This is a genomic window from Paenibacillus sp. SEL1 (assembly GCF_054602535.1).
On sequence record NZ_CM137723.1, the window covers coordinates 1,745,010 to 1,771,793 of the forward strand.

Annotated in this window: 24 protein-coding genes and 1 pseudogene; 11 read left to right on the forward strand and 14 right to left on the reverse strand. The window is 46.9% G+C overall.

Going from position 1 to position 26,784, the window contains the following annotated elements; genetic code table 11:
• Positions 1–236 precede the first annotated feature (236 nt).
• The 6 genes from ACYCSE_RS08035 to ACYCSE_RS08060 form a co-directional block, all read right to left on the reverse strand.
• On the reverse strand, positions 237–1,217 hold the full coding sequence (locus ACYCSE_RS08035; protein ID WP_459701973.1) for an ABC transporter permease: 981 nt from the start codon (positions 1,215–1,217) through the stop codon (positions 237–239).
• A gap of 14 nt (positions 1,218–1,231) precedes the next feature.
• Complete coding sequence (locus tag ACYCSE_RS08040; RefSeq protein ID WP_254328134.1) at positions 1,232–2,899, reverse strand: ABC transporter substrate-binding protein; 1,668 nt, start codon at positions 2,897–2,899, stop codon at positions 1,232–1,234.
• A gap of 210 nt (positions 2,900–3,109) precedes the next feature.
• Positions 3,110–4,873: a sensor histidine kinase gene (locus ACYCSE_RS08045; RefSeq protein ID WP_459701974.1), complete on the reverse strand. Its 1,764-nt coding sequence runs from the start codon at positions 4,871–4,873 to the stop codon at positions 3,110–3,112.
• Positions 4,870–6,501, reverse strand: coding sequence for a response regulator (locus tag ACYCSE_RS08050; RefSeq protein WP_459701975.1), 1,632 nt, complete (start codon positions 6,499–6,501; stop codon positions 4,870–4,872). Before ACYCSE_RS08050 ends, ACYCSE_RS08045 begins: the two co-directional genes overlap by 4 nt.
• 269 nt (positions 6,502–6,770) lie before the next feature.
• Positions 6,771–7,544, reverse strand: a complete 774-nt coding sequence (locus ACYCSE_RS08055) for a class I SAM-dependent methyltransferase (RefSeq protein WP_459701976.1) — start codon at positions 7,542–7,544, stop codon at positions 6,771–6,773.
• Positions 7,545–7,734: 190 nt separating this feature from the next.
• A complete protein-coding gene (locus ACYCSE_RS08060; RefSeq protein ID WP_025721355.1) occupies positions 7,735–8,076 on the reverse strand; it encodes a cupin domain-containing protein in 342 nt (113 codons plus the stop codon).
• Positions 8,077–8,304: 228 nt separating this feature from the next.
• Between ACYCSE_RS08060 and ACYCSE_RS08065 the strand changes: the two genes are divergently transcribed.
• From ACYCSE_RS08065 to ACYCSE_RS08080, 4 genes are all read left to right on the forward strand, one after another.
• The gene (locus ACYCSE_RS08065) at positions 8,305–9,540 is read left to right on the forward strand and encodes an FprA family A-type flavoprotein (protein ID WP_190298233.1); all 1,236 of its coding nucleotides are present in this window, start codon (positions 8,305–8,307) and stop codon (positions 9,538–9,540) included.
• A gap of 36 nt (positions 9,541–9,576) precedes the next feature.
• Positions 9,577–10,770: an NAD(P)/FAD-dependent oxidoreductase gene (locus ACYCSE_RS08070; protein WP_459701977.1), complete on the forward strand. Its 1,194-nt coding sequence runs from the start codon at positions 9,577–9,579 to the stop codon at positions 10,768–10,770.
• A 2-nt stretch (positions 10,771–10,772) separates the two neighbouring features.
• Positions 10,773–10,943, forward strand: a complete 171-nt coding sequence (rd, locus tag ACYCSE_RS08075) for a rubredoxin (protein WP_235306667.1) — start codon at positions 10,773–10,775, stop codon at positions 10,941–10,943.
• 61 nt (positions 10,944–11,004) lie between these two features.
• A complete protein-coding gene (locus ACYCSE_RS08080) occupies positions 11,005–11,709 on the forward strand; it encodes a Crp/Fnr family transcriptional regulator (protein ID WP_254326386.1) in 705 nt (234 codons plus the stop codon).
• A 131-nt stretch (positions 11,710–11,840) separates the two neighbouring features.
• On the opposite strand, the gene ACYCSE_RS08085 is transcribed toward ACYCSE_RS08080, so the two are convergent.
• The 4 genes from ACYCSE_RS08085 to ACYCSE_RS08100 form a co-directional block, all read right to left on the reverse strand.
• On the reverse strand, positions 11,841–13,646 hold the full coding sequence (locus ACYCSE_RS08085; RefSeq protein ID WP_322158958.1) for a glycosyltransferase 87 family protein: 1,806 nt from the start codon (positions 13,644–13,646) through the stop codon (positions 11,841–11,843).
• Positions 13,647–13,745: 99 nt separating this feature from the next.
• A complete protein-coding gene (locus tag ACYCSE_RS08090; RefSeq protein WP_322158959.1) occupies positions 13,746–14,456 on the reverse strand; it encodes an MBL fold metallo-hydrolase in 711 nt (236 codons plus the stop codon).
• A gap of 509 nt (positions 14,457–14,965) precedes the next feature.
• Positions 14,966–15,607, reverse strand: coding sequence for an SDR family oxidoreductase (locus ACYCSE_RS08095; RefSeq protein WP_254349893.1), 642 nt, complete (start codon positions 15,605–15,607; stop codon positions 14,966–14,968).
• 100 nt (positions 15,608–15,707) lie between these two features.
• Positions 15,708–16,307 carry a TetR/AcrR family transcriptional regulator gene (locus ACYCSE_RS08100; protein WP_459702490.1) on the reverse strand — a complete coding sequence of 200 codons (600 nt, stop codon included), beginning with the start codon at positions 16,305–16,307 and terminating at the stop codon, positions 15,708–15,710.
• Positions 16,308–16,554: 247 nt separating this feature from the next.
• Here ACYCSE_RS08100 and ACYCSE_RS08105 point away from each other — a divergent pair, with 247 nt between their 5' ends.
• The 4 genes from ACYCSE_RS08105 to ACYCSE_RS08120 all read left to right on the forward strand — a co-directional run bounded on the left by ACYCSE_RS08105 (position 16,555) and on the right by ACYCSE_RS08120 (position 19,064).
• Positions 16,555–17,295 carry an ABC transporter ATP-binding protein gene (locus ACYCSE_RS08105; protein WP_254349892.1) on the forward strand — a complete coding sequence of 247 codons (741 nt, stop codon included), beginning with the start codon at positions 16,555–16,557 and terminating at the stop codon, positions 17,293–17,295.
• Positions 17,292–18,053, forward strand: a complete 762-nt coding sequence (locus ACYCSE_RS08110) for an ABC transporter permease (RefSeq protein ID WP_459701979.1) — start codon at positions 17,292–17,294, stop codon at positions 18,051–18,053. Before ACYCSE_RS08105 ends, ACYCSE_RS08110 begins: the two co-directional genes overlap by 4 nt.
• A gap of 123 nt (positions 18,054–18,176) precedes the next feature.
• Positions 18,177–18,524, forward strand: coding sequence for a KGG domain-containing protein (locus ACYCSE_RS08115; protein ID WP_061829502.1), 348 nt, complete (start codon positions 18,177–18,179; stop codon positions 18,522–18,524).
• 243 nt (positions 18,525–18,767) lie between these two features.
• The gene (locus ACYCSE_RS08120) at positions 18,768–19,064 is read left to right on the forward strand and encodes a hypothetical protein (protein WP_250260121.1); all 297 of its coding nucleotides are present in this window, start codon (positions 18,768–18,770) and stop codon (positions 19,062–19,064) included.
• A 404-nt stretch (positions 19,065–19,468) separates the two neighbouring features.
• Here the strand turns inward: ACYCSE_RS08120 and ACYCSE_RS08125 are convergent, their stop codons facing one another.
• Complete coding sequence (locus tag ACYCSE_RS08125) at positions 19,469–19,972, reverse strand: hypothetical protein (protein WP_459701980.1); 504 nt, start codon at positions 19,970–19,972, stop codon at positions 19,469–19,471.
• Between the two features lie 257 nt (positions 19,973–20,229).
• Here ACYCSE_RS08125 and ACYCSE_RS08130 point away from each other — a divergent pair, with 257 nt between their 5' ends.
• Complete coding sequence (locus tag ACYCSE_RS08130; protein WP_235306679.1) at positions 20,230–21,411, forward strand: serine hydrolase domain-containing protein; 1,182 nt, start codon at positions 20,230–20,232, stop codon at positions 21,409–21,411.
• On the opposite strand, the gene ACYCSE_RS08135 is transcribed toward ACYCSE_RS08130, so the two are convergent.
• The gene (locus ACYCSE_RS08135) at positions 21,397–21,840 is read right to left on the reverse strand and encodes an Lrp/AsnC family transcriptional regulator (RefSeq protein ID WP_023990936.1); all 444 of its coding nucleotides are present in this window, start codon (positions 21,838–21,840) and stop codon (positions 21,397–21,399) included. The two genes, ACYCSE_RS08130 and ACYCSE_RS08135, sit on opposite strands and share 15 nt — an antisense overlap.
• A gap of 156 nt (positions 21,841–21,996) precedes the next feature.
• Here ACYCSE_RS08135 and ACYCSE_RS08140 point away from each other — a divergent pair, with 156 nt between their 5' ends.
• On the forward strand, positions 21,997–23,178 hold the full coding sequence (locus tag ACYCSE_RS08140) for an MFS transporter (protein ID WP_459701981.1): 1,182 nt from the start codon (positions 21,997–21,999) through the stop codon (positions 23,176–23,178).
• A gap of 112 nt (positions 23,179–23,290) precedes the next feature.
• Here the strand turns inward: ACYCSE_RS08140 and ACYCSE_RS08145 are convergent.
• Together ACYCSE_RS08145 and ACYCSE_RS08150 are read right to left on the reverse strand one after the other, a co-directional pair.
• Positions 23,291–23,371 (reverse strand): annotated as a pseudogene (locus ACYCSE_RS08145) (SDR family oxidoreductase); the annotation flags it as partial.
• 86 nt (positions 23,372–23,457) lie between these two features.
• Entirely contained in the window at positions 23,458–24,402 is a 945-nt protein-coding gene (locus ACYCSE_RS08150; protein WP_322158967.1) for an AraC family transcriptional regulator, read from the reverse strand.
• 166 nt (positions 24,403–24,568) lie between these two features.
• On the opposite strand from ACYCSE_RS08150, the gene ACYCSE_RS08155 reads away from it, so the two are divergent.
• Positions 24,569–26,767: a glycoside hydrolase family 52 protein gene (locus ACYCSE_RS08155; protein WP_459701982.1), complete on the forward strand. Its 2,199-nt coding sequence runs from the start codon at positions 24,569–24,571 to the stop codon at positions 26,765–26,767.
• Positions 26,768–26,784: the final 17 nt, after the last annotated feature.

Consider the following 26,784-nt stretch of genomic DNA (forward strand, 5'->3'; position numbering starts at 1 on the left):
GAGTCACACGCCTTCCTTAAGCTCTCCCCTGCCCCTACCCTCAGTTCTTAAAAAAGTGACTTTACGGCGGGTAGCAGCGGAGCGGGCGGAATTGTTCTGAAGAAGCGGAGCGTTCGCCTTTATCCCCGGATTTTAACCTATGATCTTTATTCCAATAAGAAAATACGGGGATAACAGCGATCGGAAGAACAATCCGCACGCGAAGCGGCCGTCCCCCACCATAACTCACTCCTTTTTCAGAACAGCCTCTCCTCCCCTAACCGCTTCGCAATATGATTGGCGCTAAACAGTAAGATGAAGCTGACCACCGTTTTGAACATCCCAGCAGCAATGGAAAGCGAGAAATTACCCATCTGAATACCATATTTCAGCACGAAAATATCCAGATTCTCCGAGTAATCCACGTTCATGCCGTTGCCCAGTAAGTATTGCGGCTCAAAGCCGGATTCCAGTAAATTGCCAATGTTCATAATGAGCAGGATGATAAATACAGGCTTCAATCCCGGTAATGTCACATGCCAAATCCGCTGAAAACGCCCTGCTCCGTCCATCTCGGCTGCCTCATACTGCGAGGGATCAATCATCGTCATCGCGGCCAAATAAATGATGGTGTTCCAGCCGACATTTTTCCATACCTCCGATGCCCCGAGAATGCCCCAAAAATAGCCTCCCTCGCCCAGCCACAGAATAGGCTCCTTAATCAACCCCAGCCACATCAGCACCTCATTGATGATGCCGCCATCCGCAGACAGTGCCGTACTGATGATGCTAGCCGCGACCACCCACGAAATAAAATGTGGCAGATAGCTGACCGTCTGCACGACCCGCTTGAACATGATCTGACGAAGCTCATTCAGCAAAATCGCTAATGTTATAGCGGTGACAAAGCCCAGCACCAGATTAATAAAGCTCATCGCCAGCGTATTGCGCATGACCCGCAGAAAGTGTTCATCCTGAAATAGAAAATGGAAATGTTTTAATCCGACCCATTGCTGATCGAGCAACTTGCGGGCAGGCCTAAAATCCTGAAAGGCAATCGTCCAACCCCAGATGGGCAAATACTTGAAGATGAACAGCCAGATTAAAAAAGGGACGGACATCCATACCAGTGCCCGTTGCTGATTCAGCTTGTGCATAAATCCCCTAAAGCCGGTTCGCCGCGAGGGCGGCAAATGATCCGAGGAGATCGTGACAGGTGGCGGTGACGAGTGGCCCATAGCTGCTTCCTCCTTTATTTTTTACCGGGATTTTCGATTTTTTTGGCAACCTCCTTCGTGATCAGCTCCTCATACGCCTTTACATCCAGCTTGTTGAATTCAGTGGTGTATTCATTCCAAATCGCATCAAACTGCTCCGGTGCAGACAGCACCAAACGCGGGAAATATTTGCGCTGTAGGTCTCCCTTCTTTTGCTGGAAGAGCTGCGCAGTTGAGCCTTGAGCAATCGGAATACTCCAGGCCGGATACCATGGGCGCTCGTCAGGTGCGGAAAACATTTGCGAGAAGGACTCTACACCATAGACTTTTAGTAGCTTTTTATCTCCCTCGGTGTAGGACATACGCGCAACCTCAGGCTGCCGTCCGGGGCCAACCGAGTTGCCGTCAGGCAGGGTAGAACCGCTACCGTATCGCGGCCAACTGTATTCAAAATATTTGAACCCAAATGATTCGCGGAACGCGTCCTGACCAGTCTGCTTAATTTGCTCCTCAGTCCGGTAAAAGCGTCCTTTTTTATCTACATCATAGGTTTCTCCCTTGATTCCCCAGTTGGATAATATCTGGTTTTCGTCCGTCAGCAGGTTGTCAAAAAATTTGATGATACGCACCGGGTCCTTGGCACTGACCGTAATTCCTATGCCTCGGTTATTAACGAATGATGAAGGATCAATGTACTGATCCTTTATATTCTGGTCGTATACAACAGGCAGCCCTATATACTCCATATCATCATTGCCCGATTGCTTGGAAGCCTCTTGCAGATTATTCAGGGCCTGCCCCGCCTGCCAGCGGTAGTCGAAAAAGCCCAGCACCTTACCCGAGGTCAGCTTTGCCAAATATTGATCGTAATTGTCCACAAAGGACGATTTATCAAATAGGCCCTCTACATTGAGCTGATTTAGCTCTTTCAGATACCGCTTTGTGATTTCCATATCTCCATAATCCGTGGCCCGGTGTGTTTTCATATCAATAATCGTGCCGCCATCATTCGGATAGCCTGCCAGATGCATCGGCGCGTTCGTAAGAGCATAAAACCTATCCTGCGTGGTTAACGCTAGGTACCCAGTCAAGCCCTCATCTGCATGCTTTTTCGCATAGTTACGAATCAGAGCTAAATACTCGTCAAGTGTTTTGATTTTTGGATATCCCGCTTCTTTTAATACCCTGCGTTGCACCCAAAAGGCTCCTTGCTCTAAGTTAGGCGCAGGTAAATAATCGCCTACCACCGCACTTAGCGGCAGAAAGTAAATGTTCCCATCCTCCGCCTTCATCAAGTTGTAGTACGGTCCATATACACGCTTAATATTGGGTCCATATTTGTCGATCAAATCATTCAGGGGAATAAAAGCCCCGGCATCCAGCAGCTTATCGATCGTGCCATCCGGCACTATCACATCCGGGTAATCGTTACTGGCAATAAATGTACCGATCTTCGTATTGGAATCACCCACCAAATGCTCCAGCTTCCAGTTTACCCCCGTCTGATCCTCCAGGATTTTGCCGATCCGCGTTTCATTGGTATTAATGTCCCTCCCCGCAGTGGCATTAAAATACGTGAATGTGACCTTCTCCTTGCTATCTCCTGACGCCGGCTCCTTGCCCGAGCTCCCTGAGCAAGCAGCGATCATAGACGCCATCATAACCATTACCAGACTGATGATTCCGAACCTTTTGCTTGTCATGCCAGACCCTCCCCTTTCGCCCTCTTTTGTCGATTGTGTGTGAATATCGTGCGCACGTACCTCAAGCACTGAGAATCCCGCACACCCTAAATTGTAAGCACTTTCATTTTATAAAATGCTGTTCATTTCGTTCACCTGTCAATCTAAAGGTGTTACTTAGAAAACTATAGGTAAAGGTCCTTCAAAGCAAAATAGGTACTACTCTCCATCTCACTCCCGATCCGCAGGAATCCTAATTCGAATCTCCGTACCCTCGCCGGGTGCACTGCGAATGGCAAGCTCAAAGCGGCTCCCGTAGTAAAGTTTAAGACGATATATGACATTTTGTAGACCTATACGCTCACCCATTTCTTCCTGCCTTTGCATGTAACTATATAAGCGTTGTACCTGTTCCTCAGACATGCCCACCCCATCATCCCGAACCGTTAGAATCAGTTGTCCTTCCTCATGCTCAAAATGAATCTCAATGCGTCCTCCATGCTTTAGCGGCTCAATGCCGTGGATGCTTGCATTTTCAACCAGTGTCAGCGCGACCATTTTGGGAAGCAGATTGTCTAAGTCTTCAGAGCGCGCCTGCACTTCGTACTGTATTCGCTCACCAAAGCGATATTGCTGGATTTCCAGAAAACAACGGATCAGCTCCAGCTCCTCCCGCAAAGTAACCCGATCCTTGTTCCACACCAGCGAATTGCGGAAAATCCGTGCCATGTTATGAATAATGCGCGCTGTCTCATCCTCATGCTTCATCAAGCTCCGCATGCGAATCGTCTCCAGTGCATTGAACAGAAAATGTGGGTTGATCTGGCTGTGAAGTGCATTCAACTGGGCATGTCTGCGCTGAATTTCCAGATTTTTTCGCTGTATATCGGCCATATAGACATCGTTAATCAGTCGCTTTATTTTCAGCGTCATCCGATTAAACTCACCTGTTAATTGCCCGATCTCATCTCGCGACTCTATACCGCGAATCAGCTCAAAATGCTGGTTTTTCACCTTTTTCATGTGCTTTAAAATACGATGAATCCTCACGTTCAACGAACGTGTAATCCAAATAATGATTAATGTAGGCAGCAGCATATTTACACAGGTTAACAAGAGCACAAAATTGCGAGATTCCTGCATTTCATACAGCACTGCATCTCTCGATACCGCAGCCACAATGCTCCAGCCATTCAGATTGCTCGTAAGCACATAATTCGTCTTGAACTCCATGGTGTCCTCGGGCAGCTTGAGAGTGTTATAGGCTACATGTTTGTGGTTTATATCCACTTTGGGGTCGGTTGTATATTCGATTTCCCCTCGTTCGTTCAGCAGAAAGAGACTTCCCTGCAAATTCAGGTTATTGAAAATCTCGCGAATGGACGACATTCGCAGTTCTATTTTCAGTATTTTTTCACGACCATTTTGGGAATAAAAGTAGTTCATCCGCCGAATCAGGCTAAAAGGGTACATCTGTTCACCTGTGCTGTCATCGGTACGTACAAATATAGGCTTGGACTGGCGTCCAGGCGAGATTTTGGTATACCAAGGCAAACTTCTGACTCCCTCATCTATAAAGCTGATTCCCCCGGAATTCAGCAGCGTTGAATTATTGGTGTAGATCGTAATTCCACCTACGGAATGGTATGCAGGACTGTAAGTGTTGTTCAAGATATGACGTAAATAAGAGTCATAAGCGGCGATATAGTCAGCAGGGTGGGGATATGTTTCTTCCAATACCTCATTGAGCTGATGATCCGTATAAAAGATAGACGAGATTTCCATCGCATCTTCAAATTCACGGTAAAATTCAATTTTAATCTGTTCCAGTGCGCGCGAAATATCCTGCATACGCTGTTCCTTCACGTTTTGCGAGGTGACATGGTAAAAAATCAGATTGGTCAACACTACAGGCGTAAAAACACAGAGAAAATAAAGCAGCAGCATTTTATCTCGCAGTCGCACATGATCAAGAGTCATTCTCAGCATCTTCATTCGCCGGCCCTCTCTGACTCGTTGCCAACAATCAGGCTGTTGCGGTATTCGCTTGGTGTGGCATGCGCCATCTTTTCAAACTGGGTAACAAAATAGTCTGAACTGCCGAAGCCCACGCGCTCAGCAATTTCATAAATCCGCAGATCCGTCTGCCGCAACAAGCGTTTCGCCTCCTGAACGCGCAATTTCAGCAGAAATTCGTTAAAGTACACACCATACGTTTTTCTGAACAATTGACCGAGGTATACCGGGTTCATGTAAAAGCGAGCCGCAATACTTTTCAGGCTTATATTCTCGGCGGCATGCTGCTCAATGTAAGTACGGATGTGCTGGATGCCTCCTTGCTGACAATCCTTGCGCAGAACCCCGATATACCTTCCACTTTCCTCGACAAAAGCTGTAAACAATCGCTGTAGTTCACCCAGGGACAGGTTAATGTCCTGCCAGTTCATCATCGGTTCTAGTGACTGAAGTGAGCGCTCATCTCCCTGCATGTTTTGAATGACCCGAACGATACTAAGTACGCACTGATGCAGACTCATTTTCATAGCCTCAGGAGCATAACACTCCTCCCGAAAGATGCTAAATAAATAATCGACGGCCACACGCAGCTCATCCAACCGCAGTTCCTCAACTTGTTCCGTCAAGCGATCCAGTACGTCCTGAGGGATGGTCTTATAGTGAAGTGGTGGCATTTCCTTCTGTAGATATACAACAATACCGCCATGGTCATAAATGTATTTATGGAGCACTGCCTCCTTCGCACAGGCATAGGACTGCTGGATATCCTGCAACCGATTCACAGGCTTTCCTGCATAGATGAAAACTCGACTTCCCAGCTGATCTTTTAGTGTCTTCATCCCCTCTATCTCGCGTTGTAGCGCTTTCATAAAAACTTGGACCTTGCCTTCAAAACACTCCAAAAGGAAGTCCGGTACGATAAGACCAATCCGGTTACGATGCTCATGAACATAGAGAGGGTACTTGCCATCCATTAAACGATGAAGCGCTTGCTCTATAAGCTCCCTGAATTGGAAAAGCGATAGCATGATATTATTGTCACCGGAGCGCCAGGGATGTTGGTCATTCAGCTCGACGAGTACATAGTACATATAAGTGGCTTCCCCAAGCCGTAGCTGCTGCTCCCACTGTGTCACCACTACATCATCCACTGGGTTCATCATCACAGTCTCTAACAGCCCACCTGCATGGTGATTCTGATATCGTTGCGTATTCTGTTGTTCACGATGCAGTCTTTCACTCAGCTTGCGCAATGTAGCCGAAAAGTCACCCTCATCAATCGGCTTAAGCATAAAATCATGAACCCCATAGCGGATTGCCTGCTGCGCATAAGCAAAATCACTATAGCCGCTTAAGATAATAAACGCGGGATGTTCTGTACTCTGTTCGAGCACAGACCGAATCAGCTCTAATCCGTCCAGCACAGGCATACGAATATCGGTAATGACCAGGTCCGGGTGAATACGGCTGATTAGCTCCAGCGCATCCTCACCGTTATCAGCTTCTCCTACGACTTCAAAACCACAGGCTTGCCAATCCATGAGTTGAAGCAGCCCTTTACGAGTAAAGGTTTCATCATCCACCACAATGGCTCGATGCAGCTTCATAACACGCTTCCTCCTTTTGAAGTATGCCTATTTTATTATTTTGGTTAACTATTCCAATGATCTCAGTCACTATGGTAATGTAAAACATCAGGAATTGGAAATTTTCGTTACGCGTATTATATGACGAACAGAGGGGTGCAAAGCATGCGCACGCCAGCGGCCAAGCCAAAGCAGCAAATATACAAAAAGGAGACGAATCCCTGAATAGGGGTTCGTCTCCTTTTTTGCTATTGCGTAAAAAGCTTTATTCTCTTATTCGTGAATTCAGGCTATCGCTCAGCGATGATACTGACCGCTTGCAGATGGTCGGCGTACTTTACAAACTGCTTGCGCATACCCATAACCCTTGTCCGGGCAGCATGGTTACGCATAAGGTTAAAGGCAATTTTCCCAAATCTCAACCAGCCCTCGTCCTGAATGATACGTGGCAAATGCAATAAGTGCATGGGAACCGTATAGATTTTAACGACCTTAAAGCCTTCCTCTTTCAGTAACTGTTCCCACTCTGACACCGTCAACGGTGTCGCATTAACTCTCATGGCTACAGCCAAATCCTTGTAAATTTGTTTTCTGAGCGCAGGCTCAATATGGTTAGAAGCAAGGCACATCTCATGAATAGCATACTTCCCACCTGCTTTCAAAAGCCGCCTGGCTTCCGAAATAATCTGCGCCTTTTTGGCCCTTGTGTGCATCGTCAGCATGGCTTCCCCATATACCACCGTCGCAGAGGCATCCGGCAACGGAACCCGTTCAGCATCGGCAATAATGACTTCCCGATTTGCTCCGCTTGCATACGTTTTTACGATAGAAGCCGCCTTCTCATTCTGTTCAATCGCAATATAACGACGGGGATTAAGCCGCAGTGTGATTTGGGCAGTTATACCCAATCCGGGGGCAAACTCAATAACCTCATCCTGCCCGGTTACGTCAAGTCCCTCTATCATCCAACGTGTCGTTTTTAACCCTCCGGGCCTAAGCACGCGCTTACCGAGACTTGCTAATATCCAGTGCCCTGGCACCTGTTTGTAATCTACTGTCTGCATTGGCTATTAACACCTCTTCTTAAAATTTGATAATGATATTCATTATCAATACGAGTGTAAAAAAAATAACCTTTTTCTTTTTTTGATATGAGCATTTTGCATCATTCAATATCTATATATTGCCGATTGGAGACCCGCTCTTACGATTTATGCAAATGCTATTTATACAATGATGGTGCTGTGTCCTCTTTTATATGTTCTGCGCATAGCTTTCACTTGGCGTTTGGGTCAATACTACATGCAGACTGGAATTCGCCTCTGCACCGCCACGATAGGAAAAGTGCTCATCTCCCGTAACATGAATGATATCCCCTTGGACAACTTCCGTTGCTTCGCCGTTCACAGTTACAGTCCCGCTGCCTTCAAGAACAAGCAAATATACATTCGCTCCTGGGTGATTATGTGTTGGCAACTCGGCATTAGGAGTAAAGTTGAGAATAAAAATTACATTGTCGGCTTCCTTATGCACAATTCGTTTTGTAAACGCAGCTTCTTTATATTCCTGAAATTGAATGAGGTTTGATTTTTTCATATTGGTTCACGCTCCTGTTTGAAATTAAATTTGCTTAAGATGGATGAATACCTTTATTGTATTGGATTATTTCGCTCGCCTTGTGATTGCAATCACAAAACTAAATTTAAGTAAAAAATACTTTTAATTATTTAAAAATTTGATTTCAATCATCTTTTTCATCGACACATCCAACTAGAATCGGATTATGCAAGATGCTAAAACAATAACAAGCAGGAGGTTATTCCTATGAAGCCCGGATTCAAGCTGGCAAAGGATATTTATTGGGTAGGAAAAATTGATAATCGTGAGGTTCCCTTTCATCGTCTTCTACTATCAAAGGGTACAACTTATAATGCATATCTATTAAAAACCGGAAAGCCAACCATTGTGGATACCGTGGATATGGCGTTCGGTAGAGAATTTGCCGAAGCTGTAACCGAATTGATCGATCCATTGGATATTCAATATATCATCGTCAATCACACGGAACCAGATCACTCGGGCGGATTGGCGGCACTTGCTTCCAAGGCAACGAACGCTACGATTGTCTGCACTGAGATTGCCGTTCCGGAAATTCAACAAATGTACAAGCTTCAGCATCGCAACTTCCTCGTAATCAAGGACGGGGATCAACTGGACATTGGAGGCAAAACGCTGCTGTTCAAAGAAACACCTTACCTGCATACAGAAGAAACCATGATTACGTATTGTATAGAAGATAAAATCTTGTTCCCTTGCGATATTTTCAGTACACACGTGGCTGTAGAGCATCTATTTGCCGATGAGGCTGGTTTTGATATCACCGAGGACTTTATCGGATACTATCAGGCTATTATTCATCCACATCGCAGATATGTGCGCACATTAATCGAAGCTGTTGCCGATCTGGATATTGAGATGATTGCGCCTTCCCACGGCTTCGCGATCCGGCATGATATTGCCAAGTTTATTGATTTGTACGCCTCTATGAGTACCGAAACCAAGGAAGATAAAAAAGTAGCGATTGTCTATGCCACCCTAAAAAATAATACTAAAAAAATGGCAAACATCCTGAAGGACTGCTTTTTGGAGAACCAAATCAAGGTGGAGCTATGGGACGTGGATAAAGCGGATGAAACAGAAATATTGAATAGTATCGCCTCAGCAGATGCTGTGTTCGTTGGTAGCTCTACTAAATATGCCGATATGACGGGCAAATTGGAAGACCTATTGCAACAAATGCAAAAGATGAATCTGGAAGGCAAGCTGGCTGCTGCCTTTGGTTCCTACGGCTGGAGCGGGGAAGCCATTGAAGTTGTACAGGATTACTTGAACGGTACTAATATGAAGGTGCAAAGCACTTCAGATGTAATCAAATCAACGGGTATGACCCATGTGGAATTCCCGGTACGTATTCGTTTCTCTCCTACAGAAGTTGAAAAAGTGAAAAAAATTAAAAATGCCGCTGAATTTGTCTCAGATCTACTGCTTAGTGTTATTTAAAACACAGTAGCGTATAGCGAATAGGAGAGATACTGAATGGGTAACCAACATTACGTTATTATCGGAGGCAGTGTCGCCGCCGTCAACGCGGCAAAAGCGATTAGAGATCATGATGAGCTGGCCGAAATTTCTATTTACGGGGAGGAAGCATCCTTTCCGTATAACAGAGTCAAACTTTCCAAGGGACTATTTACTGATTTGCACAGTGACAAAATCCTGATCAAAAAGGAAAAATGGTTTGCCAATCAACGAATTCATGTGTATTCCGGCATCAAGATAACCGAGATACATCCAGAGGATTGTATTATCAAAACAATAGATGGACAAACCGTTGCTTATGACAAGCTGCTGCTGTGTACAGGAGCTCACAACCGTAAGCTTGTGCTGGATGGGGCTTCCCTAAGGAACGTTCACAATATCCGTTTTCGACAAGATGCAGATAGCCTTAAAGCAGAATTGCGACAGGGAGACCGGATATGTATCATCGGGGGCGGTATTCAAGGCGTGGAAACCGCCTGGTCCTTCCAGCAAGCCGGGTATGCTGTAACCATACTGGAAGCTTCGCATCGGCTTATGCCCCGCCAGCTAGATGAAAAGGCCTCCGCTATTTTGACCGATCAAATGACCGAACGGGGTACTCAGATCCACCTTGGGCAAGGCGTAAAACGTATTAAAGGCACAGATCACGTAGAAGGTGTGGAACTACAGGACGGCTCTGTTATCCCCTGCGAACATGTCATATACTCTATCGGAATTGTGCCGAATACGGAGCTTGCTCGCCAAATCGGCCTTGATATTAGACAAGGCATTCTGGTGAATGCACAGATGGAGACCAGCTCCGCCAATATCTATGCAGCAGGTGATGCAGCCGAATTTCAAAGTAGAGTAGATGGGTTATGGGAAAGCGCAATGGAGCAGGGAAAAATAGCAGGCGCTAATATGGCGGGCGCATCCGTCAGCTATCAGCGTCCCCTCCCTGTAACCCTTTCAAACTGCTATGAATCTCCTCTCTTTTCCATCGGTCTGGTAGATGAACAAGTCTGCGACACCAGCCTGATTATTAAAAATCGAGCTTCTTATACACGTATGTTTATACAAAACGGCTCTATCTGCGGCGTGATTGGCTTTGGAGATGCCCTTGCTTCACTACCATACAAAACAGCCATCATGCAGGGACTCAAACCGGACGCACCAGAGCTTACAAAAATTTTGAATGACAAGGAGAACTAGAGATGGAAAAATATGTTTGTCAGCCCTGTGGATACATTTATGATCCTGCTATCGGTGACCCCGATGAAGACGTTATGCCTGGTACAGCGTTTGAGGATCTTCCAGAAGACTGGGTTTGTCCCGTCTGCGGTGAGGATCAAAGTCATTTTGCCCCAATAGATGATACAGAATAACAACCATGCGCTATAACCTGTAGTTTCCGGTTTATGAATGGAGTGAATGAATGTGAATGCGATGTCCTGTCCCTGCCAGTGCGAAAAGGAGCCCTGTGCCCGCAAAGTGCCTATCTTTTCCTCTTTGTCCTGCGAAGATTTGTGTAAGGTCAGCTCTATGATCCGACACCGAAAATATCAGAAGGGTGAAGCCCTGATTATCGAGGAACAAGCATCCGATACGCTGTACATTATTAAAAGCGGGCATGTCAAGCTACTGAAGATGACGCCTCAGGGCAAGGAGCAAATTCTGCACATTCTGACAACTGGCGATTTTTTTGGCGAGTTGAACATATTTAACAGCGATGAGCTGAGTAACTTTAGTGCGTATGCCTTAAAAGATACTGATATTTGTATGCTCACCAAGGATGATATGGAGCAGTTGATCCGCAACAATCCCGATATCTCTTTGAAGCTGCTCAAAACCATTACTAAACGCTTGGCACATACCGAAAACCTGGCTCAAAGCCTAGCTACCAAAGACCCGGAAATCCGCATCGCCTATATGATTCTTGAGCTTGGACATAAATACGGCAAGCCGGATGGTTCCTACATTAAAATAAACCTCCCCCTTTCACGCGAGGAAATGGCTAATTATGTGGGTGTCACCCGCGAAACCATCAGTCGCAAATTCGGAAAATTTGAACAGCTGGGGATTATTCATAGCAGGGGTACAAGAGAGATTACCATCTGCGATGTACAGAAACTGAACGAATATATGGATTGAGACACATAGATACAATGTTACTCTAACATGAGGACAACAAAAAACCGCTTCTTTAACTTATGGATTGCAGTTGATCTATCAACCACTTCCATTTCGTTAAAAGGCGGTTTTTTAGCATATTTTATACTCCACTAACTATCAATTGTCGTGTTTACACCTTGGGAAGACGCTCCCCATGCAGGCCGCGCTGAAGGAAGTTCTGGCGAAACTCTGTCTGTGGAAGGAGCAGCCTCAATCGTGGTCGATTTGGAGCAATCCCACACTACTTTGATCAAATACCCAAACAACAACACATTCAACAATGATGTCACACACAAAATAATACCGTATTGATCCCGAGAGTTGGAGCTATAGAAAATATCAAAGGTGTTCAGGAAAATCGTAAGACTGAATCCCCCCGCAAGCCACAAGAATCTGCGGTCTCGTAAATACAGATACGCCAGTACAGCTAACGCGCCCGCAGGGAACAAGTACCGTTCATGCATGCTGGAAGCGAAGGTAAATACACCTGCAATGAGCACCAGCGCAGCAGCTGCTGCAAATTGTGGTTTGCGACTGCGGATATACATCCACCATGTAAATAGAGTCACCAGCACAATGCAGATCATACCCCATGTATGGTAACTGAACAGGAACAATGTTGTAGTGTCCTGCGTATAATTGCCACCGATCAATGCAAAAAAGTTATACGCGTTCACCGAAGCATACGGATACTCGCCGACCGTTCCCTTGTATAGGTCAAGTAGCCATAACGGCTCTTGCCCCCACGAAAATGGCAATATGACCAGAATGGTCGTCACAACAGCACCGCCAATGGACAACAGCCAAGGCTGTATTTTACGTTGTCTCAACAGCTCAAAGAACAGAACAGGGCCATAAATAATTCCCTGCGGCTTCATCAATACGGCTACCGTAAACAATACGGCGGACCAGCCGACCCGGTTTTCCACAAGCAGCACAATCATGCCCACAATCAGCATCGTAAAGAAAGAATCTACCTGCCCCCAGAAGGTCGAATTGATAAACACCGCCGGGTTAAACACGTAGAATATAGCCAATCCAAGGCTTATTCCATAGCCGACCCGTTTGCTCGCCAACCGGTACAGCATGTACGCTGTCACGATATCGGCTAATATATTGGGAAGCCGCAGCAGCACGGACATATAGGGACTGAAAGCATCCGTAGAACCGATTTGACCGATCACATATAAAATATAAATATAAAACGGCGGATAATCACTTGATCCGTTCGTGTAAAAGCCCGATAAGCTATCCGCTGCTGTCGTAGCCCAGTTCCGGAATAGCATTAAATCCATGTGACCCGAAATCCATGGGGCGATCGCCATTCTTAAAAAGAAACCCACACCCAGCACAGTCCACAGCATCAGTCCTCGATTACATTCCCCGAGCTTCCATTCACGAGTCCGAAACCGGTACGCAATAAACACGAACGCACCGAAGAACAAAGCGGCGAAAATCGCCAGCGGAGTAGCATAAGCAGATGAGGAGTTCCCACTTCTTCCACCACCCATACCACCGCCAGGACCGCCCATGCCAGATCCGTTACCAGACATGCCACCGGGGCCTCTGTGCTGTCCGTCTCTGGCAACACCACTGCCGCCCGATACAGACGTATCATTCCCGGTCGTTGTACCTTTGTCACCCGATGTCGATGTCCCCTCAGTGGAGGAGTTGGTAGTTTGGTCTGTCGTCCCCTGATTCTTGCTGTCAGCGCTATTCGCCGAATCCGTCCCCCTCATACCTCCGCCAGGTCCGCCTCCTCCCCCAAACCCGCCGGATGGTCCCTGCCTAACAGCCGCAGACTGGGACGCGGAGCTACCTGAATAACTCCATAACGAAACGACACTAGCGACAGCACACAATATGAGACTACATAGAAGTATATATTTCAGACCGTTCGCTTTCCAAACGTTCAAATCCGATGCACCTCTCTCTGTTTCTATTTTCCCATATTGTATCTGCCTTAGCTTAGGACTTTGTGAGTTCTGGCTGAATGTTGGCTGAATACGAAATCATCACACTGAAGATTGTCGTTCCAGCTCCATAATCGCCCTTTCCAGCTGAGATTGTGGATGCTTCAGCATGTTACCGTGACCGACAGCTAATAAAGATGGAAAGAAACTCGCCAGCTTTTTGGCGCTTTTCAGCGAAATTTCCTTGTTCCAGGTAGCCAGTGCCGGAAAAGGAAACAGCGGCTTAAGCCTTCCCGAAACCGCTATACCACCTCGGGTCTGAAAGGCGTCGCCTGCAATTAGCGCTCGGGTGCGAGTATCCAAAAACGCCATCGAGCCCGGCGTATGTCCTGGTGCACTGATCGCCAACAGCAAACCTACATGATCCCCATCCTCCAGTAAAACGTCAGGCTGGGTAAGGATATGCTTCGGTACATCGCCTCGAATAGGAGTATCCGGTTCTCCTGTCTCCAACGATACATCGCCCTGTAGCAGCGGTGCGTCCCGCCTGGAAATGAACACTTGCGCGTCAGGATACCTTGCCTTGAGCTTATCCAACGCACCCACATGATCCCCATGGGCATGGGTAAGTACAATTCGAATAATCGGCTGCCCGATCTGCGCCGCAGCCTGCTCTATACCACGGGTACTGTATGGCAATCCGGCATCTACCAAGGTGAGCCCCTCTTTCTCCTCCACCAAATAACAGTTCACCGGGAACAGCCGGGGCATAAACGTCAATTGATACACATGCTGCACCTGAACAATACGCATTTATCTCATCTCCTTGACTTAATTATAAACTAATTATATTAGTATTATAAATAATATAATTAGTTTTAAGCAAATACTTTTGCTGCTATTCAGCTGGAGTTGGAGCTTGGAACTGCTACGGGGACGGCCGTACTGAGAAAACAGCAAAAAGCATCCCCGGGACTCTGCCACCGGGGATACCTCTCAAAACAAGAATTAATCTTTTCCTCCTGTTATTAATAACGAAGCCTTCTTGACTATTTCCTCTTTATCAAACGGAGTAATTCCAGATGCCCATAAATAACCAGCCTCATGTATGATGTTGGCATGAATAGGTAGGACATCCAGATATCATTGCAGAAACTTGGTACAACTTATACGAGAAAAAACACAGCTTTGAAGAAACATTCCCAAAAGAAATGGATCCAACCAAGCTGTAAAATTATTAAAGCGAGAAGATGACCATTGTGGCCGTCTTCTCGCTTTTTTGTCATTTATAAGCGTCCTTTGGGCAACAACTTCATCCGTAATTACAGCCGGATTGCCTCAGCAATAGGCGTACTGCCAGACACCAGATTAATTGCACGATGATACGTCTGCTGTTCCTCCAGCGCTGCTACCACCGCTGCCGCCACATCTTCACGAGAAATGGTGTGGCTGGTGAGCTCCTCACCGGTAGCAACTTTTCCGGTGCCCACATCATCCGTCAGACCACCCGGACGAAGAATCGTGTAGTCCAGGTTGCTCGCTTCCAACAGGCGGTCAGCGTAATGCTTCGCCACATAATACGGTTTAATGGATGCAGGCCACTGCTCCCGATTCTCCGCATGTAGGGCGCTGACCATAACGAAGCGCTGGATACCCGCTTGTTCGGCGGCTTCCATCGCCTTGACCGCTCCATCCAGGTCGATAAGCAGCGTTTTATCCGCTCCTGTTTTTCCACCGGAGCCTGCTGTGAATACGACAGCATCGCTGCCTTTTATAGCTGCGGCAATATCACCAACCGTCCCTTCGAGGTCAGCTACCACCGTTTCTGCTCCCAAACGTTCAAGCGCTTCGGCCTGATCCGAATGGCGGATCAACGCCTTTACGCGATGCGATTTATTCTGCCCCAGTAGACGGACAAGATGTCTGCCTACTTTTCCATTTGCGCCAATCACCAGTACGTTCACTCATACCCCTCCTGTATTCGCAGTCTCTCATCTACATTATACAGATGTATTTTACCCTTCGGGTCTGCGACGCAATCATGTTAGCTGCATCAGGTTGAAATCAGACTTCTTTGGTAAGCTCGACATCTCGCTTTTGCCGCACACGCAGACCTGCCAAAAAGGTAGCCATCATCACCTCAATGCTCTGGTCCACCTCCACAGGTAAACCAAAGCCGCCCTTTTGTTCAAGCGAGGCGAATCCATGAAGCAGACTACGGAATCCCCTCGCTGCATGAATGCAATCTTCTTCCTTAAAGCCATAACCACTGGACAGGACGGTAATGACCAGCTCAGCCACGCGATCCGCAGCCTGCCTCATTTCGGTATCATTTCGATCAGTTGCATACAGCATCGCTTCATACAAACCTGGTCGCTCGCGAGCATACCGCATATACGCCTTCCCCATAGCGGTCAGCGCATCTTCGCCCGCTCTACCAACCGCTGCGCTCATCAAAGCTTCCTCCAACTGTTCGAGGCTGTGCAATGCCAGTACTTGGCGCAGTCCATTCAATCCGTTCACGTGGTTATACAAGGACGGAGGGCGAATGTGCAGCTTTTGCGCCAGCGTGGTGAGCGTGACATCCCCCATCCCTTGTTCATTGGCAATGTCCTCGGCAGCCCGCAGAATATCTTGCAGTTTTACTCCGTTTCTAGGCGACATCATCCTGCCTCCTTCCATCTAATTTCTATGTAATCCGGTTCCTTATGCATATAATGAGTCGATCCAGATTCTATTTTAACTAATCCTGTTAGTTTATACAAAGAAAATGCCATTTACAACAGCCGACCTGCATCGAACCTTTATAGAAGAGCATAGCAGGCATTACTGATATAATAAAAAAATAAAATCATAAACGGAACGGATCTGATCCCTTTCTCGATCCCTTACAAAGGAGCTAGCTATATCTATGGAACCCAAGCCACTTCCAGCTATTGAATTCAATCACATTATCAAATATTTCACCGGGTCTGGACAGCAACGTGCTGTTCTGAACGGGATTACAGCAAAAGTCTCCCCCGGCAAAATCACCACGTTGGTCGGTCCATCGGGGTCTGGTAAAAGCACGTTGCTTTCACTGTGCAACCTCCTAATGACACCGGATGAAGGAGACATCCATGTCCTCGGCAAACCTATATCGGAGTGGGAGATCCCTGAACTGAGACGGAAAGTAGCATTGGTTTTTCAGGATGCCCCCATGCTTCAGGGAACGGTCTTATACAATCTCCAAACCGTAGAACGGCTGCACGGTACAGTACTGGAAGATCCTGCCGGCCTGTTGGAACGCGTAGGACTTACTCGCGACCTGTTGGAACAAAAGGCGCAGGAACTGTCCGGCGGACAAAGACAGCGCTTGGCCTTGGCGCGGACACTCGCGAACCGTCCGGATATTTTACTGCTGGATGAGATTACTTCTGCACTGGACCCTGCCTCGGTCAAAGAGGTTGAGGAATTGCTGCTGCAAATGAACAAAGAAGAAGGAACAACGATGATCTGGATTACGCATCATATGGAACAAGCCCGCAGGGTAGGCCACGAAACATGGCTGATGATCGACGGAAGACTGATAGAACAAGCGGATACGGAGACGTTTTTTAATGCTCCACAGCATAGTGAGACCCGCAGGTTTGTAGCAGGAGAATGGGTATGACGATTGTTGCCTTGATTCTCTCTCTCGGTTTTGTATTTATCGCCATCGTCATGTCCAAATCCTTCAAACTCGGTCTGGACCGAGACATAACCATCGCCACAATCAGAGCGTCGGTTCAACTGCTGGCGATTGGATATGTGTTGCATTTGATTTTTGGGATGCAAAGCTACGGATTTATCGTATTATTCATTCTGCTCATGATTACCGTAGCCTCACAAAATGTTGCGCGCAAAGGACGATTTATCCCCGGTCTCATGTGGAAATCATTCCTGACGCTGCTGTGTGTGGAAATCGTTACACAGACATTCCTCATTGGCCTGCATATCATTCCTGCGACAGCCCGGTATATGATTCCGATTAGCGGCATGATCATTGGCAGTTCCATGATTTTGTCCAGCCTGTTGGTGTCTCGGCTCAAGTCGGAAGTCCTGCTGCGCAAGCCTGAAATCATGCTCATTCTGGCGTTAGGCGGTACGCCTAGACAAGCCATCTTCCCTATACTCAAGGATTGCATACGTTCCAGTATGATTCCAACCATTGAGGGGCAGAAAACGCTGGGGCTTGTCCAGCTTCCCGGCATGATGACCGGACAAATCATCGCAGGTGCCAATCCGATTGCCGCCGTGCGTTTGCAATTGCTAATTGTATTCACTACCATGACCTCTGCTATTTTGACCAGCGTGCTGCTCAGCCTGTTCATTTATCCGGCATTATTTAACCGCCAGCAACAACTGCACACAGAAGCATGGGAACGCTAATCAGGTGAATATCCCCAGTTATCTGTGATTTCACAAAATAAAAGAGACATGTTTAATTCCTGACACAAAGGTTAATAGATACACGTACCCGCTTTACTAAAATTCGATGAGGAGTGATTGAACATGGCTAACAACAACCAAAATGGCAAAATGAGTCGCGAAGAGGCAGGACGTTTAGGTGGAGAAGCTACTGCTAAAAATCACGACAAAGAATTTTATCAAGAGATTGGCGAAAAAGGTGGCGAAGCCACTTCCAAAAGTCATGGCAAGGACTTCTACCAGGAAATTGGTGAAAAAGGCGGCGAAGCCACTTCCAAAAACCATGACAAGGAATTCTATCAAGAAATCGGACGCAAGGGCGGCGAAGCCCGTGGCAACTCAGACCAAAGTGATAGCGACGGGAAAATGAGCAGGGAAGAAGCTGGCCGTAAAGGCGGCGAAGCCCGCGCACGTCAGCGTAGAGATAACTGACAATAGGGAGTATGTGGTCGGTGCAATTGCAATGTAGAGGCACAGACTGCATATAAACATGAAGTATAGTGGACGTTTATGTTATAAAAGCCTATCTGCCGGAACAACGGCAGATAGGCTTTTTGTGTGAAAGTTACTTTCGTCAACCGATCATACGCCTTACAATATACATAAACAGGTTAAATAACCAATCATACATATTTTATTACAAATGAAAGAATGGATTATAGGAGGTTTGCGCGAATGTTGATTACAAAGAATAAAACGGCTGCAACTATTCTAAGAATTATATTTTTTTTACTGATTTTCAGCTGGATTTATTATTATTCAGGTCATCACTCGGCAGAAACCGCTAAATTAGTTAAAACTACAGATGATTACTTGGTCATACAGAGAGATGCTTCTAGCGGAGGTGAATATAAAGAATTATATATTTCCCCAAAGTCTGTGATCCCTCCTCTGGTTATAGGCAAACAATATTATTTCGTGTCTGATCAAAGGTACTTTCAACACCCATATATCCGTTATGTAGAGGAGTAAACAGAACAAGACAACAAGGACTAACACAGCCCTTGGTTAAAGCTTCATGGATACAAAAGAGTGCATGCAACTCAAATCAAATATTCCTGCATTCCGACTGTTAAGATGGAGTCGAAAGGAGGGAAAACTCGTTGTACGAATGGAATGGAGGTACAGGCAATGAATTCTTTTCGTTTTTGGCTAGTCCTAATCTCATGTCTAGTTATTACTGTTAATATTACGGGGTACGACGACTATAATATACTATTGGCTATCATTAGCCCGCTAGTTTGGATGTATGAATCATTTCGATTTGTGCGAGAGGCAAACATCCCCATAACCATTGTTTACTTTACTACACTAGTTTTCTGGTATCTCATTGGATACGCTTTGGACTGTTTGATTAGAAAATTGAAAAATTAAAATCACTTGAAATTACCTTCTAAATTGTCGTCTACTTTGTCAGGCTCGTACTCGACCGTTCTGTAGTCAGGTGATGAAGGAATCATATTGATCACAACATTTCTCATTTGTAGCTTGTACTTTCCTTCCTCAAAAGCAAGAATATGCTTAATGGAAGGTAACTCCATATCCTCATACTTCGTTATCGACGAAACAACAATCTTGGAAGGGTTAGAATCATCCACAGACACGATACGATAATCAATCGGTGTTCCCTGGGCTTTTAGAAAATTAAGCCGTGCCCGTTCTGTTTTAAAGCGATAATCATCAGACAGTGAAAGCATCTTATCGTAATCGCGACTCATAGAAGCGTTCATATATTCTGAAAATGTCGAGATAGCAGCCTCTTTGGGCTTATCGGGAAGTTTATAAGATTCCTTACCTCCTCCAAAACCTGTAGCAATTACGGTCAAAATCCCTCCTAAGACAACCAAGCAAGCCAACTTATTACGCGATACAATCCTCAATAAATAAAACCCCCTTTGTTGTAAATTTTACCACCTATTTTCAACGTATCTCAACTTAAACAGCCACTGTAAAACGCAGCATAACTTCTTGTAAAACCCCATTCATTTAAATCCAAGGCCATTCTTTTCATATAATTTTATTTTAACGTAAATACTCACCGAATACCTTTGTTACCTTATGTAATGTCGTCTTCCCATCCTGTAAACTAAGTTCCATCAAGCGGTAACCGCTGGATCATAGAGAGGATGAGATATTTATGGGTTTGGATAATAGAGTTTTTGCGATACAAGCTGGTCTGGACGGACGTGTAAATGCAGTTATAGATCAAACCCTTGCCGAGAAGCGCCTGGTCGGCGCAGTCGTCATGATATATATGGATGGTTCACCCGTGTATGTCCGAGCGGCGGGGCTGGCTGATCGAGAAGAACAACGTCCTATGCACGAGGATGCTTTATTTCGGCTTTCTTCTGTATCCAAACCGATTGTATCTACTGCGGCTTTGGTTTTGGCAGCCCAAGGATTGATTAAGCTCGATGAATCTATTGAACGCTGGTTGCCCGATTTCCGCCCCCGATTAATCAGTGGTGAGCAGCCCTCCATTACAGTACGCCAATTGCTGACACATACTGCCGGGTTGACCTATGGCTTTTTAGAGGAAGAAGGCGGCGGTCCCTATCATCGTGCAGGCGTATCAGATGGCATGGATTTTTCAAATCTTACACTGGAAGAGAACTTGCAACGTTTGGCTTCTGTGCCTCTGTTATATGCACCGGGTAAAGCGTGGGGATATTCGATTGCTACTGATGTGCTCGGCGCTATCATTAGCCGTGTATGTGGCACAACCCTTGATGCAGCTATTAAAAAGCTCGTTACAGAACCTCTCGGTATGCACGACACCAGTTTCGCGGTCGCGGATGCTGGACGGCTTGCGGCTCCTTATGTCAACGATATATCAGAACCCCGGCGGATGCGTGAGCTTGAGGTTGCGCAGGTTTTTGAAGGCACCGCAGGACTTCGTTTTCAGCCTGCACGAGCCTTTGATCCCACGGCTTTCCACTCTGGTGGCTCTGGTATGATTGGCAGCGCAAAAGATTTCATGCGGCTGCTGGAAACACTGCGAAACGGCGGCAATCCGTTACTTTCAGAGGAATGGGTCCGCGAAATGGGCACCATCCAGACCGGGAACCTCCCCTTGGCAGGCTGGCCGGGGCGGGGTTTTGGATTAGGATTCACCGTACTCCAAAATCCCGATGAAAGCGGAACAGCAGAATCACCCGGAACGTGGCGTCTCGGAGGAGCTTACGGTCATTCGTGGTTCGTTGATCCCGCACTAAGACTTAGTGTGGTCGCCTTTACCAATACAGCATTTGAAGGGATGTCAGGTCCGTTTACAACCGAGCTTTGCCAAGCCATTTACGGTAGCTCAAATAGGGTCTAATAAAGTGGGGGTTACATGTTTATGGTCTACAGGCGAGGACAGGACAATTAACGTGGTAGAGTGCCCATGCTTTCCACACTCATCCCCGAACTGCTCCAGCTTGAGCATAGACTCAACCATGACTTTCAGTAAGTAATTTTGCTCGCCGCTGATTCTATGGCACTCAATGACTTCAGGTGCAGATTGGCAAAACTCAACAAATGAATTGCATTGATTCGTGTGCACGAGCACGTGAGCCATGATCGGTTTTCCAACTTTCTCATGTGAAACTATGGCACGATACCCAGTGATAATACCTTTATCCTCCATGCGCCGCACTCTTTCCGTTACGGCAGGCTGGGAAAGCCCAACCTCCTTTCCCAGCTCGGTCATGGAGATACGCGCCTGGTTTTGTAGACACAACAAAATTTTATGATCCACTTGATCCATCAAACCAGCCTCCTTAAGTTCAAGGTAATATTACAAAAACACAATTATTATTATGTATTATTTCGAATATTGCCTTATTATTTTATGATTTAATGAAATATTAGCATGCAAAACCAAGGACGTAAAGCAGGAAGACGTGGAAAGGGAATGAAACTAATGAAATATAGTAAGCCCCTGCTTTTCATTGCGCTTGGCCTATTTGGTGTATACACGATTGAGTTCGGTGTGGTTGGCATTTTGCCGGTCATCATTGAACGGTTTCATATTACGGCAGCTCAGGCCGGGTTTCTTGTCAGTTCATTTGCATTGATCATCGCGTTGTTCGGTCCCTTCATGGTGCTATTGATGTCCAGGTTTAACCGCAAGCGAATCATGACAATGTCGTTGTTTGTTTTTGCCATAACAAGCTTGCTGTCAGCCTATACATCCAACTTTTATCTACTAGTGATTTTACGTATCATTCCGGCTCTGTTTCACCCGGTGTATTTCTCGCTTGCCTTTGTCGCTGCCACTGCGTTGTATCCCCCGGAAAAAGCAACGCAAGCTTCCGCCAAGGCCTTTCTCGGCACGAGCATGGGAATGGTACTCGGTATTCCAATTACAGCCTATATCGCCAATCAATTTTCATACGAGGCCTCCTTCTGGTTTACTGCGGTAGCGAATGGGCTTGCAGGGATCGGTATTTTATTTATGCTGCCGGATACACCGCAAGCCGAAATGTTCTCCTATCGGAAGCAGCTTGGCATTTTGCGTAAAGTATCGCTGTGGCTCAATATCGGGGCGGCTACTTTTATTTTTGCAGCCATGTTCTCGGTGTATAGCTATTCTGCCGAATATTTGGGGCAAAATACAGGGATGAGCAGCAAGGTTATCAGTAGTTTTCTGCTTATTATTTTCGGCATCGGCGGAATGCTCGGCAATCTGTTGGCTGGCAAGCTCATGGGCTTGCATAAGGTACGGACCGCTCTTTTTCATCCAGTAGTCTTGGGGGGCACCTATTTGTTGTTGTACGGGATCAGTTCTTCATTTATCCCTACGCTCTTCATCATTATCGTGTGGGGGGCCGTTCATACCAGCGGACTGATTGTCGCCCAGATTTGGGTGATTGATGAGGCCAAAGAAGCTCCCGCGTTTGCCAATAGTCTTTATATCTCGTTTATTAACTTAGGAGTGTCACTGGGCTCGCTGGCAGGGGGGTGGTTTATTGCCAGAGCGGGAATCCATGGGACGCTGTGGAGCGGTTTGCTGTTCGCCATGCTGGCGATGATATGCATCGGGTCTAAGTTGATTTATCCACGTATTTTGCGAAAATATAAAGGGTTAGATGTGCAAAGCTAAAAAGTTGCAAGAGGGCCAAGCATGTTATCATAAAAAATCGGTTCAACACTTTGTATGGTGTTGAACCGATTTTTGTTTAAAGATTGATTCCTGCCTGTCGGATTGGATCATGCCCAGCGATCACGATGCTTGCCCCTTGCTTTACTACTTCTATGGCTGTTGCCAGCCCTATACCTGCACTGCCGCCAATCACGACGACACGTTGATTATGTAAATGCGTATTATTGTCAGCTCCTTTATAAGGATTATATCGTAACTATTTTTAAGACATACTCATTTTTATTCGTATGGGCTTTCCTGTACCGTGCTTTTGCGATAGGATGTCGGCGATTGGCCCGACCAGCGCTTGAACTGTCTGCTAAAATGCGCAATATCCCCATAGCCGAGCATATCGGCAATTTGTTGCACCGACCATTGCGGGTCAGCTAACAGCAACTTGGCCTCATGCAGCACAAGCTCAGATAGATATACACGGGGAGATACGCCGAAAACGCTACGGAATACACGATTACAATGGGACACGCTAATACCTAGCTCGGATGAAATCCCCTCGATCCCATCCTGTTTTTCCACCGATCCGGCCTGTCCATAAGGCTGATTCACTCTGCCCTGAAGACGACTGGCAATCTGATGGGCAAGCTCTGCCTGCACATATCCACGCCCCGGCAGATGGGCCGCTTCACTGGATACAGCCTCCCACAATGTTGCGAACAGTTCAAACACAGCAGATTGAATTCGCATACGCTTTGCCACCGAATCACTACCTATTCCTATGTCTTCTGGCGTTGAAAGATCGAGCAGCTTGCTCAACGCTGGTCCCATCTGACCTGCCACGGTGCCTTCAGCTGGAAACAGCACCTGCTCCAGACGACTCAGGAGCGAGAGAAACAGCTTATCATCAATGTCGAAATGCATACAAAAATACGTAAATCCCTCTCCGTTACTATGGCTGGAGTGGACAATCCCCGGGCGCAGCAGCACCAGATCACCCTGTCGCTGGGTATAGCTGCAACCATCCACAACCATGATCTGTTCTCCCGCAAGCACGATGTTAATTTCATATTGAGGATGCTCGTGTGGCGGATAGCTCCACTCTCTTCCGACACTTCGTGTATGAATGGCAAACAAATTGACCGTGGTCCGTACATCGGGAAAAAAGAATTCCTCTCCGGCAGCTGTAAGGTCTGGATAACGGGGAAGCTTCGGTAAACGTGGTGACGACATGTTTTCCCTCCTGGCTTACTTACATGGATATACTCCAGTATATCGCTTTCAGCGCGATTTGGATAAATAGTTGAGCGATTTGACAATGGTTCCCCGCCATTTGACATGCTAGGCTCTAAGTGAAGTTAGTCAAAGTTAAACCTTACTATGAAAGGGGTTTCATTATATGTCGAAAAATATATTTTATAACACGCAGCATGCACCTATCGGTTCTTTTTCCAGCTTTACGCTTGGGTTTAAGGGCAATCGCGGCGGACTCGGTTTGGAGCTGGGCAAGCCTGCCGATGAAAATGTATATATTGGGCTGCAATCCAGAGATGGCGGATCATACGAGGCGCTTCCCTTTTTTGCATCCACACAGGATGAAAGTGCCCGCTACGACGTGGAGAAAAAGGGTAAACGAACGGAACCACAGCTTATGGCCTTTGCCGATTCAGACATTACCCGTGAGCTAAAAGCAGGAACGGATACATGGCGGGCTGGTGATTTGACGTTCCGACTGTACTCTCCTGTTCGCCCGGTGCCCGAGCCGGGAACCGCGGGTATGGATGAGCTGCGAGCAGCGTTGGTTCCGGCGGTATTCGCTGAGCTAACCGTCGATAACACGCAAGGAACTGCAGCGCGAAAAGCTTTTTTCGGCTATCAGGGCAGTGATCCGTATAGCGGCATACGCATTATTGGAGAAGATCCGCGCAGGGACGCTACGGATTCTACCCCATTGGAGAGAAGACTCACAGGCATCGGCCAAGGGCGCAGCACAGCCATTGTGACCAACAGCAGCGAAGCAGTACCTGCCAGCGGATTTGCAATGGAGAAGCTGCTTGGGGAGACCATGGCCGAGAATTTATCCTTTGGCCTGGGCGTGACGGGTGCGCTTCTGATGGACGTTCCCGCAGGTGAGAAGCGCACGTATACCTTCGCCATATGCTTCTATCGCGGCGGCATCGTAACGACAGGCATCGAAGCATCGTATTACTATACCCGGCTGTTCAAGGATATTGAAGACGTGGGGAGCTATGCATTGAAGCATTTTACAGACCTCACCGCAGCCTGTGTTCAGGCTAATCGCTGGATGGAGTCGGCCAACCTGAGCCCGGATCAGGAATTTATGCTCGCTCAGGCGATCCACAGCTACTACGGCAGCACCCAACTGCTTAGTCACCAAGCGGATGGAGAACCGATCTGGGTTGTGAACGAAGGCGAGTATCGGATGATGAATACACTCGATTTGACGGCAGATCAGCTCTACTATGAATTGATTTTAAATCCATGGACGGTGCGCAACGAGCTGGAGTGGTTTGTCCAAAGGTACAGCTATCGGGATGAGGTACGCTTTCCGGGAGAGGAACAGACCTATCCGGGTGGTATCACGTTTACGCATGATATGGGCGTGGCCAACGTGTTCTCCCGGCAGGGATACTCCTGTTATGAGCTGGCAGGGATTGACGACTGCTTCTCTTACATGAGCCATGAGGAGCTGGTGAACTGGCTTTGCTGCGCTACGGTATATATCGAGCAGACACAGGATCAGTCATTTACAACACGCATGCTGCCTGTCTTGTGTGACTGCTTCGAAAGCATGCTACGGCGGGATCACCCCGACCCGGCACAACGAAACGGCTTGATGGGCTTGGACAGCTCTAGAACCCGGGGAGGCGCAGAAATTACGACCTACGACAGTCTGGACGTATCTCTGGGTCAGTCCCGCAACAACATTTATCTAGGCAGCAAATGCTGGGCGGTATATGTTGCACTGGAAAAAATATTTGCCTCAAAAGGGCTTAACTCCCTCTCACAGGAGGCTGGCTTACAGGCGGACAAATGCGCAGCAGCAATCACAGCACATATGACAGACAAGGGCTATATTCCTGCAGTTATTAAGGAAGGCAATGACTCGCAGATTATTCCTGCCATTGAGGGGCTGATCTTCCCTTACTTTACAGGATGTGAGGCTGCGCTTAAGCCTGATGGACGGTTCGGTGGATATATTCAAGCACTGCGGCGCCATTTGGAAACTGTACTGGTACCGGGAGTTTGTCTGTTTGAAGACGGAGGCTGGAAGCTGTCCTCGACCAGTAACAACTCCTGGCTGAGCAAAATCTATCTGTCACAGTTTATTGCCCGCGAGCTGCTGGAACTGCCTTGGGAAGAAGCAGGGCAGGCCGCAGACGCTGCCCACGTCTCATGGCTCCTTCACCCTGAAGAATCCTATTGGTGCTGGAGTGATCAGATACTCTCCGGTATTGCTCACGGCAGCAAATACTATCCACGCGGAGTTACTGCTATTTTGTGGCTGTATGAAGGCAACGGCAACCGTCTGACTCTCCCTGAGCATATGAGTCAGGATCAGAAACAGCATGTCTGAGGATCATCTTCACCTGC

What these genes read in the sequence shown, in the direction of transcription:
- ACYCSE_RS08120 (WP_250260121.1), top strand. Translation starts at nt 18,768, where the DNA reads ATGTTGATTACAAAGAATAAAACGGCTGCAACTATTCTAAGAATTATA.
- ACYCSE_RS08050 (WP_459701975.1), bottom strand. Translation starts at nt 6,501, where the DNA reads ATGAAGCTGCATCGAGCCATTGTGGTGGATGATGAAACCTTTACTCGT.
- rd (WP_235306667.1), top strand. Translation starts at nt 10,773, where the DNA reads ATGGAAAAATATGTTTGTCAGCCCTGTGGATACATTTATGATCCTGCT.
- ACYCSE_RS08150 (WP_322158967.1), bottom strand. Translation starts at nt 24,402, where the DNA reads ATGTCGTCACCACGTTTACCGAAGCTTCCCCGTTATCCAGACCTTACA.
- ACYCSE_RS08035 (WP_459701973.1), bottom strand. Translation starts at nt 1,217, where the DNA reads ATGGGCCACTCGTCACCGCCACCTGTCACGATCTCCTCGGATCATTTG.
- ACYCSE_RS08155 (WP_459701982.1), top strand. Translation starts at nt 24,569, where the DNA reads ATGTCGAAAAATATATTTTATAACACGCAGCATGCACCTATCGGTTCT.
- ACYCSE_RS08100 (WP_459702490.1), bottom strand. Translation starts at nt 16,307, where the DNA reads ATGTCGCCTAGAAACGGAGTAAAACTGCAAGATATTCTGCGGGCTGCC.
- ACYCSE_RS08070 (WP_459701977.1), top strand. Translation starts at nt 9,577, where the DNA reads ATGGGTAACCAACATTACGTTATTATCGGAGGCAGTGTCGCCGCCGTC.
- ACYCSE_RS08105 (WP_254349892.1), top strand. Translation starts at nt 16,555, where the DNA reads ATGGAACCCAAGCCACTTCCAGCTATTGAATTCAATCACATTATCAAA.
- ACYCSE_RS08055 (WP_459701976.1), bottom strand. Translation starts at nt 7,544, where the DNA reads ATGCAGACAGTAGATTACAAACAGGTGCCAGGGCACTGGATATTAGCA.
- ACYCSE_RS08045 (WP_459701974.1), bottom strand. Translation starts at nt 4,873, where the DNA reads ATGAAGATGCTGAGAATGACTCTTGATCATGTGCGACTGCGAGATAAA.
- ACYCSE_RS08080 (WP_254326386.1), top strand. Translation starts at nt 11,005, where the DNA reads ATGTCCTGTCCCTGCCAGTGCGAAAAGGAGCCCTGTGCCCGCAAAGTG.
- ACYCSE_RS08060 (WP_025721355.1), bottom strand. Translation starts at nt 8,076, where the DNA reads ATGAAAAAATCAAACCTCATTCAATTTCAGGAATATAAAGAAGCTGCG.
- ACYCSE_RS08090 (WP_322158959.1), bottom strand. Translation starts at nt 14,456, where the DNA reads ATGCGTATTGTTCAGGTGCAGCATGTGTATCAATTGACGTTTATGCCC.
- ACYCSE_RS08040 (WP_254328134.1), bottom strand. Translation starts at nt 2,899, where the DNA reads ATGACAAGCAAAAGGTTCGGAATCATCAGTCTGGTAATGGTTATGATG.
- ACYCSE_RS08115 (WP_061829502.1), top strand. Translation starts at nt 18,177, where the DNA reads ATGGCTAACAACAACCAAAATGGCAAAATGAGTCGCGAAGAGGCAGGA.
- ACYCSE_RS08110 (WP_459701979.1), top strand. Translation starts at nt 17,292, where the DNA reads ATGACGATTGTTGCCTTGATTCTCTCTCTCGGTTTTGTATTTATCGCC.
- ACYCSE_RS08135 (WP_023990936.1), bottom strand. Translation starts at nt 21,840, where the DNA reads ATGGATCAAGTGGATCATAAAATTTTGTTGTGTCTACAAAACCAGGCG.
- ACYCSE_RS08130 (WP_235306679.1), top strand. Translation starts at nt 20,230, where the DNA reads ATGGGTTTGGATAATAGAGTTTTTGCGATACAAGCTGGTCTGGACGGA.
- ACYCSE_RS08140 (WP_459701981.1), top strand. Translation starts at nt 21,997, where the DNA reads ATGAAATATAGTAAGCCCCTGCTTTTCATTGCGCTTGGCCTATTTGGT.
- ACYCSE_RS08065 (WP_190298233.1), top strand. Translation starts at nt 8,305, where the DNA reads ATGAAGCCCGGATTCAAGCTGGCAAAGGATATTTATTGGGTAGGAAAA.